8 protein-coding genes and 1 tRNA gene are annotated in these 10,562 nt (G+C 40.7%); 4 read left to right on the top strand and 5 right to left on the bottom strand.

Annotation, left to right across the window (positions count from 1 at the left end; all coding sequences use genetic code 11):
• Nucleotides 1-3 precede the first annotated feature (3 nt).
• The 3 genes from LVD17_RS27275 to LVD17_RS27285 form a co-directional block, all read right to left on the bottom strand.
• A complete protein-coding gene (locus LVD17_RS27275; RefSeq protein WP_233763455.1) occupies nucleotides 4-3,981 on the bottom strand; it encodes a hypothetical protein in 3,978 nt (1,325 codons plus the stop codon).
• Between the two features lie 14 nt (nucleotides 3,982-3,995).
• Nucleotides 3,996-4,412, bottom strand: a complete 417-nt coding sequence (locus LVD17_RS27280) for a BT_2262 family domain-containing protein (RefSeq protein ID WP_233763456.1) — start codon at nucleotides 4,410-4,412, stop codon at nucleotides 3,996-3,998.
• A gap of 418 nt (nucleotides 4,413-4,830) precedes the next feature.
• Nucleotides 4,831-4,902 (bottom strand) — tRNA-Glu (locus LVD17_RS27285).
• A gap of 172 nt (nucleotides 4,903-5,074) precedes the next feature.
• Between LVD17_RS27285 and gap the strand changes: the two genes are divergently transcribed.
• Nucleotides 5,075-6,064 carry a type I glyceraldehyde-3-phosphate dehydrogenase gene (gap, locus tag LVD17_RS27290; RefSeq protein WP_233763457.1) on the top strand — a complete coding sequence of 330 codons (990 nt, stop codon included), beginning with the start codon at nucleotides 5,075-5,077 and terminating at the stop codon, nucleotides 6,062-6,064.
• Between the two features lie 80 nt (nucleotides 6,065-6,144).
• Here the strand turns inward: gap and LVD17_RS27295 are convergent, their stop codons facing one another.
• Together LVD17_RS27295 and LVD17_RS27300 are read right to left on the bottom strand one after the other, a co-directional pair.
• A complete protein-coding gene (locus LVD17_RS27295) occupies nucleotides 6,145-6,888 on the bottom strand; it encodes a YebC/PmpR family DNA-binding transcriptional regulator (protein ID WP_233763458.1) in 744 nt (247 codons plus the stop codon).
• 24 nt (nucleotides 6,889-6,912) lie between these two features.
• Entirely contained in the window at nucleotides 6,913-7,767 is an 855-nt protein-coding gene (locus LVD17_RS27300) for a DMT family transporter (RefSeq protein WP_233763459.1), read from the bottom strand.
• Nucleotides 7,768-7,875: 108 nt separating this feature from the next.
• Between LVD17_RS27300 and LVD17_RS27305 the strand changes: the two genes are divergently transcribed.
• The 3 genes from LVD17_RS27305 (at nucleotide 7,876) to LVD17_RS27315 (ending at nucleotide 10,527) form a co-directional block, all read left to right on the top strand.
• Complete coding sequence (locus LVD17_RS27305) at nucleotides 7,876-8,679, top strand: prolipoprotein diacylglyceryl transferase (RefSeq protein WP_233763461.1); 804 nt, start codon at nucleotides 7,876-7,878, stop codon at nucleotides 8,677-8,679.
• Nucleotides 8,680-8,739: 60 nt separating this feature from the next.
• Nucleotides 8,740-9,990, top strand: a complete 1,251-nt coding sequence (locus LVD17_RS27310; RefSeq protein WP_233763463.1) for a tetratricopeptide repeat protein — start codon at nucleotides 8,740-8,742, stop codon at nucleotides 9,988-9,990.
• 99 nt (nucleotides 9,991-10,089) lie between these two features.
• On the top strand, nucleotides 10,090-10,527 hold the full coding sequence (locus tag LVD17_RS27315) for a hypothetical protein (RefSeq protein WP_233763465.1): 438 nt from the start codon (nucleotides 10,090-10,092) through the stop codon (nucleotides 10,525-10,527).
• The last annotated feature ends 35 nt before the right edge of the window (nucleotides 10,528-10,562 follow it).

The following is a 10,562-nucleotide window of genomic DNA, read 5'->3' on the forward strand; positions in this document are numbered from 1 at the left end:
GCATTAATTTTGAGATTCTACACCACAATTTGGATCACTCTGATAAGCGGATATGACCACCCAATCGCTCTGGCCTTTCCTTCCGGTTACATTATCGGTCACCTTAAACCTGTACCGGTGGTTGTAAGTTGCTCCTATCGAAAGGGTATTGACCGTAGTGCTATAAGTCTCCGTACTTGTGGGTATTCCGTTGATCATGCGCACAACTTCCCAATCATACCTGTAGTCTCCTGTCCCTCCGGTAACACTTGCCGTTAAGGTGTGCTGGTGCCCGGGCATATAGCATAGATCAAATGATTGCGGGTAGTTTGAAGTTATACTGGCTCCTAAAGGTTTTTCTGCAACATTTACTCTTGTCAGCAGGTAGCTAAACTGTCCTTCGTATTCTATCTCGAGCAGCACTACATAATTACCGGGTGTACTAAAGGTGTGCTCAAATGAGTTGACCTGGTTTTGGGAAATCCCGGTAAAATCATTTGCCGAAATCTCATATCCGGAGGGGTAGCTCAGAGGAACACCAACCTTCCAGCGATATTGATAACCTGCCGGGTGAGCTGTAAAGATAACGCTGTTACCTTCATAAATTTTCTCGTTGGTATAGGTAATACTCGCCTGCAGGTTCCACAAGGTACCGGGTGTAGACGAAGTAAATTGCTTTCTGATATAACCGTTTTCATCTCTTACTCTTTTGAGGTCACCAAGGTCGTCGTATTCATAGAAGGTGCTTTTTCCTTTGGTGTTGGTCTCTGCTATTGGTCTTAAACCTTTTCCGTACAATGTATGGCTGAAAGCTGCACTATAAGGGTAATAGGCAATATTATCGATATTCACAGTATTATCGGTTGCGATGTGAAGGCTTACATCACCTGAAAGATCTGACTCAACGACTTTTTCTAAGTACACCCAGTTAAGAGAACCGGAAAAAGGAACATTGACCGCTTCATCAATTGTACCATTGCTTATAGTTATAGTAAAATTCCCATCATCAGCACTTTTCACCCAGCAGGAGAAAATGTATTTACCTTCCCGTTTTTTTAGGTTTTCAGATATAGAAGTGCCTCCATTTAACCGGTAGGCCAGACCGCCGTTCACTCCTTCTATACTACTTCCTGAAACGCCAAAGTTTCTGAGTGTTTTCTTCTCAAAATCACTAAACCTCACTTCCTCTAAAGTTGCATTTGAAAATGCCGCACTGACAACATTTTCATTATATGCATACATTACAGTTCCTTTCTCTTTATTCTTATTGGTATATGAAAGCACCCGGCCTTTAGGACTAAATATTTCATTGGTAAGAAGCTTCTCATAATGCTGATCATCAAAAACAAAATTACTCGTACCACTTACGTTATTTACCGATGATTGCTGAAGGGCGGTTGATGGGGCGATAAGCCCATAAGTGGTTTTAAGGTTAACGTTGTCATTTAGTTTATCATGCTCATAAACATTAAGCGTTGCTCCTACTATGCTCTCCGCGCCATTATTATTAACGGTGGTAAATGTCTCCACCGGTACACCCAAAATGTTTTTCTCCCTGAAGTTGAGCAGGGCTTTTGTCTGCGCATCCACATTACTCCATTCATAGGGAAAGCTCTGATCTATAATATAATCCTCATTGTACTTAATGTTTGTGGTCACCAACCTTCCCTGTGACTGTACAGACTTCGAGGTTAGCAGGTAATGGCTTTGTGCATCATAGTTATAGTGGGTTATGCTTTCTATGGACTGTCCGCCTTCATATGTTCTTGCAATGCTTTTGGTAATCCTGCTACCTGTATTTACCTTCAAGTGATACAATGAATAAGTCACATAAGACGAATAGCTGTCCCATTTTACCGCTTTCACATTATGGGAAGGAATATCAAAGTTGTATTCATTCACAACTTCAGTCTTGATTTCATCACTGCCTGAATAGTCTGCCCTCCTCAAGAGTGCGCCTTGTACCGCAGGGGCATTTACCTGCGGGGCAAAAGGATACCTGAAAAAGCCGGCAGCCCCACTCAAATCCATACAATTGGTCCCTGAGGGCCTGGCAAACCTTGTCGTTGTCGTCTCTGTAGTTTCCATGCCGTACTCTACTGGAAGCGCGTATTCGTATATACTGTATCCCGCACCTTTTGTGGACACTTTGACCCGGCTATATGCCACACTGCTACCTTTGAATATCTCATCGTTTATGTCTTCCTCCGTGCGGACAACAAGATTTTTCCAGGCGAAATCAGATGTAAGGTTATTCACATCGTAATACGTAATGTTATTATTAAAAGGACTGACATGGAAATTAAGAAAGAAAGCATACTCCGGCCGGTATAATCTATTTCCGCTTGAGTTTCCATTTTCCAGTTGGTAATCATACTCTTTATATTGATCCCGTGAATGCCCCAAACCATTGAAAAACTCAAGTCGCTTCACTCTTATGCCTCCCCCATAAAATTCCATATTGGCCAGGGAATCGTAAAAAACGTTTGGCTCGTAATGTATGGTGGTACTACCTCCTGCCGGCTTGGTTACAGCTTTTAGGCTTCCCCATTGCAATTGCACGATATTCGGTTGCCCATGCTTACCCGCAATTTCGATTACCCGGCCTGTATAACCTGGTAAAGGGTTATAGCGCAATCTATTGATCCCACTCAGCTCAGGGTATAAATATAGTCGCGGGTGTTTGCTTTGCGTCTCCATTGTGGAATAATAACCGTAAATGTCTTTATCATTGGTATTACGGTCGGTAAGCATCGCAGTCTCAGCCTTTAGATCAACACCATAATATGAAAAGTGATAAGGTAGTTCACGTAATTCTGTAGCCTGTGATATGGAGTTCAGAAAGATATGACTTCCATTTTCCGGTTCTTCATTGCTTTTAATAAAGCTGTACCTGAAAATATATTTATTTAATGGCTCATCTGCACTAATCACTTTATCATAAACTGTTATCCAGTCCAACAGCATTTTCTTATACTCGTAATTCCCCGTAGGTATGGCATACTTGCTATTGGCAAATTCTATTCGCTTGTTTGGTGTGTTGATAGCCTCAAGTACACGTGGAAGTGAGTGGGTTGTTTTTAGGGTATATTGGCCGATGCTGTCGTATGTACTATTTACATAATTGTATGTATAGTAGTTTCTTTGCTGCTCCTCCATTGGCCAGGGTATAAAATCTTCCCCATACCATGATTGCAATAAGGGTGGATTGCTGTATTCAAAACTGATCTGCTCACCATAAGCAGAGATTATTTTCGAGAGATACCACGTTTCATTAAAATGAACATACCCTTTAAAACGGTAGTATTCATCTTTAAAGAGTAGTGGTACCGGTACCTCTATATGTCCCCAGCCCTTATAGGCAGAGGTAGGGTTCTCAAAGTAATAACGGCTCCCGCTTTCATCGACTATAGTAAAACTAACAATGTTCTTGTTTTCATCACGCACATAGGAAACTTTGAAATTATTATGACCAATAAACCGGATATCACCATTGTTATCAAATAAAAAACTGGCCTGAATACCCGGGCAGGAAATATGAAAAATATCAGGTTCCGTGTCCCTAAGGTCTCCATTACCATAAGTCCCTAATTGACTCAAATAGTTATAATCATCTACTTCGTCGCTGCATGTTGCATAATTTGTGTCCGCAGATGGATCAAAGTTGCCGATAATGGAATAGTTGCCGTCATAAAGCCACCCTGCACGAGAATCCTCAGCATCTTTCGGCACCATATCATCAGGTAGTCCTCGAAGGGTTCTCCTTATCTCACCACCAGCATTAAGAGACCATCCGACACCTAATCTGCCTGATGGTGCCTCAACAGGAATGCCATTGCCTACATATGAAATAGATACCAGGTGAGAAAGTCTCCCATCCTGAGCTGTTAGCAAGGGTATATTTATCACTGCACTGCCGGTAAACGGATCAACATCCACAAACTCCTGCGCACATATAAGTTTCGATACCAGCAGGAGCGCCACCGGTAAAATTCGCTTCATTGATATCATAAGAATTATTTTTTAATAGTAATGATACTCACACGGTCTGTTAATTTATTGAAAGGGTTAGACCATCTGATCGTTAAGGTTTGAGTATTCTTATCCCAGGAACCGCCATGGATGGTAAAAGGACCAAACTCAGTTTCAAATGTTGTTTCTCCTATACCTCCACAATCCATTGTAATAGTTGCAGTAATATCCTTTCCGGTATCAAAAAGCCTGAAAGTGCCTCCGGCAATATCAGAAACCTCAAACTCGTTTTCCGCGGTTTTTGTAATGGTCACGGATTCATTTTTTCCATGATATTCTCCAACAGGATGTTTCGTTGTGCCCACCCATCCGGCATTTTCCGGTAGATTTATTACACAATCCTGGGCGGATAATTGAGAGAGAACAAAAAGAAGGAAAAGGGTCAAATAAAGATTACGCATACAGTAATTCGAATTTAAGCTGCAAAGCTAGCCTTTTCAGAATATATAACAAGTAAATATTAACATTTTAACATGGTGTGCATTCTGCGTGCATTGCAAATGTTTATTACATCAGTTTTTTTGAGGGTATGTATTTCCGTGAAGGTGATATCAGGGTTGTCGAGCAATATTATTGATTTTTTTATAGAGATAGCGGAATGACTGTAAAAATGAGAACGGGTAAAAAACAAAGTAACGGGATGGGGACGAATATCGAACCCTTTACCGGCTGATTGAGCGTAATTGAGCTTTTTCTGTAGGTGTGTCGCGTTGCAAACGCTACGATGAGGCTTCAACATTACAAATGTCGAAGAGCTGGGAATTATCATCAAAATTGAACAACAAAAAAGCCGATCACTTTTCAGCAATCGGCTTTTCGTAGCCCGTAGGGGAATCGAACCCCTGTTACCAGGATGAAAACCTGGCGTCCTAACCCCTAGACGAACGGGCCATTTTGAAATGGTGATGCAAAGATATATTCCCGTTTTTTAAATGCAAACCCTTGATTGAAAATTTTTAAAAAAAATTTCAACGATTTTTAAAACAGCTATTTAATTGGTTTTACATCAACCGTATTGTATTTTTGCCCGCGAAATATAACAGTAACTATAACCCACCTAATAATGACTAAAGTTGCAATAAACGGTTTTGGAAGAATAGGCCGATTGGCTTTCAAATCATTACTGCAAAAGGACAATGTTGAAGTAGTAGCCATCAATGATCTTACTGATATCGCTACACTTGCCCACCTGCTTAAGTATGATTCTATCCACGGTAGATTTGACGGCACAGTTGAAACTACAAAAGACGGACTTAAGGTAAATGGCAAGGACATTAAAGTTTTAGCAGAAAGGGACCCCGCTCAATTGCCATGGGGAGATATGAAGGTAGATATCGTACTTGAATCTACAGGAAGATTTGTTGACGAAGAAGGTTCTAAAAAACATATAACAGCAGGAGCAAAGAAAGTAGTAATATCAGCTCCTGCAAAAGGAAACATCCCAACCGTTGTACTTGGGGTAAATGACGACATTATCACCGGTAGCGAAGAAGTGCTTTCAAATGCTTCTTGTACTACCAACTGCCTGGCTCCCGTAGCAAAGGTATTGAACGACAACTTTGGCCTGGAAAGCGGATTTATTACAACTATCCACGCCTACACCTCAGACCAAAGCTTGCAGGACGGACCTCACAAAGACCTGAGAAGAGCAAGGGCTGCTGCAATCAATATTGTACCTACTACAACAGGTGCTGCCAAAGCAGTGGGTTTAGTGTTGCCAGAACTTAAGGGAAAATTGGATGGTAACGCCGTTCGTGTACCAACTCCAACCGGTTCTTTAACTGACCTTGTTTGTACTTTGAGCAAAGAAGTATCTGCCGAAGAGATTAATGCTGCTATGAAAGCTGCTGCAGAAGGACCAATGAAAGGTATCCTGGAGTATACTGAAGATCCTATTGTTTCTACAGACATCATCGGAAATCCTCACTCTTCGATCTTTGATTCGCAAATGACTTCTACCAATGGTAAATTGGTAAAAGTTGTAAGCTGGTACGATAATGAGGCTGGATACTCTAACAGGGTTGCTGACCTGATTTCAAGACTTGGTAAATAAATAAAGCTACGCTTTTATAAAAAGCCCGGGATCAAAAATTGATCCCGGGCTTTTTTTAGACCGCTCCCTTTTAACAACGGTTAAGTTAATGATTCCATCTGCGATTCTGAAGCCTCCAGGTTATGATACACCTTCTGTACATCATCATCATCATCCAGGGCATCAATCAACTTGATTACTCCTTCGAACTGCTCATTGTCCAATGAAACTGTAGTAGTAGGTATACGTTGAAGTTCAGCGGTTTCGACCTCCAGTTCTAACTCATCCAGTTTTTCCTGCATATTTCCAAAATCCTCCATAGCACTGGTAACCTCAATATAGTCCTCGTTAAAAGAGACATCTTCAGCGCCGCCATCAATTAGCTCCAGTGTGAACTCATCTTTATCCATATCCTCCCGCTGTTTGATGAGGAATATACCTTTTCGCTCAAACATATAATCCACAGAGCCATTCACCCCTAAGCTCCCTCCATATTTACTGAAAAGAGATCTGACGCTGGCTACGGTACGATTCAAATTATCAGTTGTGCATTCTACAAATACGGCAACACCAAATGGGGCATATCCCTCATAGGTCAGTTCTTCATAATCAGCTCCGTCACCATCAGATTTCTTTATCGCTCTCTCAATATTCTCCTTTGGCATATTTTGTCCTTTGGCATTCTGGATTGCCAGACGTAATCTTGGATTAGCCTCAGGATCGGCCCCTCCCTCCTTCACTGCTACAGAAATTTCCTTAATGAGTTTGGTAAACACCTTCCCCCTCCTGGCATCCAGTGCCCCTTTTTTCCTTTTAATGGTTGACCATTTACTATGTCCTGACATAATTCTTCTCCTTATCTCAATAAATTAATCTATTTTTTTGGATGCCAGATGGTGTTTATACCAGATGTTCAGTATCACTCCGGTTAAAACCACCAGCATACCAACATAAGTCATAAAGTTAAAGGTTTCTTCAAATATCACCCAACCAAACGCCAGTGCATAAATGATGTTGATGTACTTCAGGCTGGCTACTTTTGATAATTCCTCCACCTGATATGCCTTGGTCATAAAGTATTGGGCAACCTGCGTAAGTACACCGATGAGTAGAAGCAACAGCCACTCCCAGCCCTCGGGATTGACCCAGTCAAAGGCTGAAATGGCACCTGTAACAGGCAGAGTAACCAGGGGAAAGTAAAAAACAATTACCAAAGGGTGTTCGCTGGTATTGAGTTTTCTAATAAAATTATATGCCAAACCCGAAAACAGGGCTGCAATTACTCCAATACCTAAGTAAAAGGGTGTAAGGCGCGGATCAAACCCCTGAATTATGATTATCCCGGCAAAGGCCATGACAAAAAATAACCATTGAAGCGGCTTTACCCTTTCCTTTACAATAAAAACCCCCAAAATAGAGGTAAAAATCGGAGACAGAAACTGGATGGTAACAGCAGATGCCAGAGGTATGGCCTGAATAGTAGCAAAATATAAGATAAGAGCCACCGCACCACTTGCCCCTCTAAACAGCAGGATCCTCTTGTTTTTGCCCCAAATATTAACACCACTTGTCTTTAAGAAGGCATAACTTAAAATAAGCGATACCAAAGATCTGAAAAAAACGATTTCAACAGCGGGTATGTCGGGCACCATTTTAACAAACACATTCATCAGGGCAAAGAAAAACCCTGCTATCACCATATACCTGACCCCTTTTGTAAACATGATTGCAAATAAGAAGTAAAAGAGTGAGAAAGGAAATTATATTTGTAAGTTGTCGCCCGAACAGTATAATGTCCATATCCAACATCAATCTTAGCAAACGATAATCAGATGCACCCTGAACTCTTTAAAATACCACTGCCAAGCTTCCTTGAAGGACTTTTCGGTGAATACTTTACCATTTATTCGTATGGGTTCTTTATTGTCATTGGAGCAGTTTTAGGGGTTACGTATGTGGCATATGAAAGCAAAAGGTTATTCAATCTGTCATTTGACAAAATCAATTCACTATTTCTGATCCTGCTTGTAGCGGCTATAGTTGGTGGGAAGGTATTTCTGTTTTTCGAAAAACCACTTTATTACCTGGATCACCCCTCAGCTCTCCTAACAGGGAAAGGCTTCGTTTTTTACGGCTCTCTCCTTTTCACCATCCCTGCTATGCTAGTTTTCTTTAAAAAGAATAATCTGCCGGCACTGCGTATGCTGGATATCATGGCTATTACCACCTGCATAGTCCATTTCTTTGGGCGGATCGGGTGTTTCATGGCTGGCTGCTGTCATGGGATAGAATGGCACGGGCCCCTGGCTGTAACGTATTCAAATCCGGCCTGCCTTGCCCCTTTACATACTCCGATGCATCCTACACAATTATATAGTGCTGCAATGATATTTGTAATACTACTCATATTGCTTATCATCAAAAAGTACAAAAATTTTAACGGTCAATTGTTTCTGTTATATCTGATGCTTTATGCTTGCGGCAGGTCTGTAATTGAAATATTCAGAGGCGATATAAGCAGAGGTTATGTTATTGAAAATTATATATCACATTCTCAATTTATTTCTATATTGGTATTTTTAGTCACTTTGTATTTCTATTTCAACATTAAAAGCAAGAAAAAAATGGAATCCTGAGAATTTCCTTCCATGCATATTCGTTAACTTTACTATCCGCCTCTTTAAAAATTAACTTAGTTGAGTCATCACATGCTTGATTATTACAAAATATTAGGCATTCCGCAAGCTGCTGATTATAGTATAGTTAAAGCAGCCTACAAGAAACTGGCACTAAAATACCATCCGGACAGAAATCCGGGCAATAAAGCAGCAGAAGAATTTTTCAAAGTTATCAATGAGGCTCATCAGCTATTATCAAAGCCTGAAAAAAAATCACAGTATGACCTGCTGCTGCAATATTATTATCAGCAATACCAACAAAAGGAACCCGCCCAAAAAGAATATTATAAACATGCGGCGAATAAAAGTAATTACAGAAGCGTATATGATCGATATGGAAAAACCAGCTGGAGGAATATACCAAACTACAAAACAGCTCCTACTTACCGTGTGGATCGCAATTATTTTAAAATACAATTTGTAACACTGGCTTCAGTTACATTTATAGCATTCTTTATAATCGGAATATCAAAATACAACCAACACCTTAAGGATGTAGAAGCCACTGAACTTAAGAAAAAGAATGAAAAGGTACTCTCTGACGCCAAGTCATTGTATAATAAAGGTCAATACCGCCTGGCACTGACTACGATTGAGAACCTGATTCATCAGAATCCAATAGAGCCTCAGTTTTACCGGGAAAAGGAAAGCATGGTGGCCAGCCTAACTGCCTTAACCACTCAATTATATAGAAAGGCAGAGTACTCAACTGCAATCAGAAACCTGGAAGTTCTCCGCGATTATCAGTCTCCAATGCGCCTGGCCACATGGAAAATGATCGCCGACTGCAATCTGCAGTTAAAGGAATATGGTAAGGCCATCCATGCACTCGAATATATCCTTATAAGGGATAAAAGTAATATAGATCTGGTAGTTAAGGTAGGAGATATCTATTTTGACAATCTGCAAAAAAGTGAAAAAGCACTGGAATACTATACCAGGGCCAAATATCTGTTTAAGGAATTTCAGAGTGCTTCATACGGAGAGGCCTTTGAACTGATAATGCCAGCAGAAAAAACACCTGAGATTTATTACGAATTATTTATGAAGCGTGCCGAAGCCAACAAAGCGCTGGGTGACTATGAAGAAGCTGTAACAGATTATAACTGGGCCATCTTCCTGCGGCCGGAAAGAAGTGAAGCGTACCTGCTAAGAGGAGACTGCCGTATCAGGCAAGGCAATAATGGCAAAGCATGCAGAGATTGGGCGAGAGCATCTGAGCTGGGTAATGCTGATGCGCATATCCGGCGCAACAAATCTTGCTTGTAGCGTGTTTTAATTAAAATAAGCCGTTAAACAACAACTATTGCCAACAAATCTTTTTTTACATTGCATAACTCCGTATTTTTAACATTAAATTCCTGAGGTATGGATCAATTGAATAAAGAAGAGCTCAAGTCTGTAAAACGAAGTTTTTTCAACCTTCTGGCTCTGTTTCTGGGAAACAAACAAGTAGAAAGCAAGTATGTCGGCTGCCTGCTCAAATGGAGCGCCCAGTTAAACTTAACCCATGATGACCTGCATCATATTGAGGGTAACTTCGATAAACTAAAATACATTGAGCCCGGGGACAGACTTTCAAAAATGGAGGCTATATATCACCTGGTACATATGATATATATTGACAATATAGTTGAAGACATTGAACTGGAAGTAGCAGCTATATATGCTGAGAAGCTCGGTTTCGATGCTTCAGTCGTAGGTGAGCTATTTAAATCCATCGCCACAGCACCCTATGATGGCAAAACTACAGGAGAGGTACGAAAAGAGGTAAAAGAATTTCTTGAGCTTTACAATATGGAGTAGTTCAATATTTCGCCAACCAATTTTTCAATTCAATA

It is taken from the genome of Fulvivirga ulvae (assembly GCF_021389975.1).
In the GTDB taxonomy this organism is placed as follows: Bacteria; Bacteroidota; Bacteroidia; order Cytophagales; family Cyclobacteriaceae; genus Fulvivirga; species Fulvivirga ulvae.

Excerpts from the sequence above, each read along its gene's own strand:
- LVD17_RS27275 (WP_233763455.1), bottom strand. The coding sequence starts at position 3,981 with ATGAAGCGAATTTTACCGGTGGCGCTCCTGCTGGTATCGAAACTTATA.
- LVD17_RS27280 (WP_233763456.1), bottom strand. The coding sequence starts at position 4,412 with ATGCGTAATCTTTATTTGACCCTTTTCCTTCTTTTTGTTCTCTCTCAA.
- gap (WP_233763457.1), top strand. The coding sequence starts at position 5,075 with ATGACTAAAGTTGCAATAAACGGTTTTGGAAGAATAGGCCGATTGGCT.
- LVD17_RS27295 (WP_233763458.1), bottom strand. The coding sequence starts at position 6,888 with ATGTCAGGACATAGTAAATGGTCAACCATTAAAAGGAAAAAAGGGGCA.
- LVD17_RS27300 (WP_233763459.1), bottom strand. The coding sequence starts at position 7,767 with ATGTTTACAAAAGGGGTCAGGTATATGGTGATAGCAGGGTTTTTCTTT.
- LVD17_RS27305 (WP_233763461.1), top strand. The coding sequence starts at position 7,876 with ATGCACCCTGAACTCTTTAAAATACCACTGCCAAGCTTCCTTGAAGGA.
- LVD17_RS27315 (WP_233763465.1), top strand. The coding sequence starts at position 10,090 with ATGGATCAATTGAATAAAGAAGAGCTCAAGTCTGTAAAACGAAGTTTT.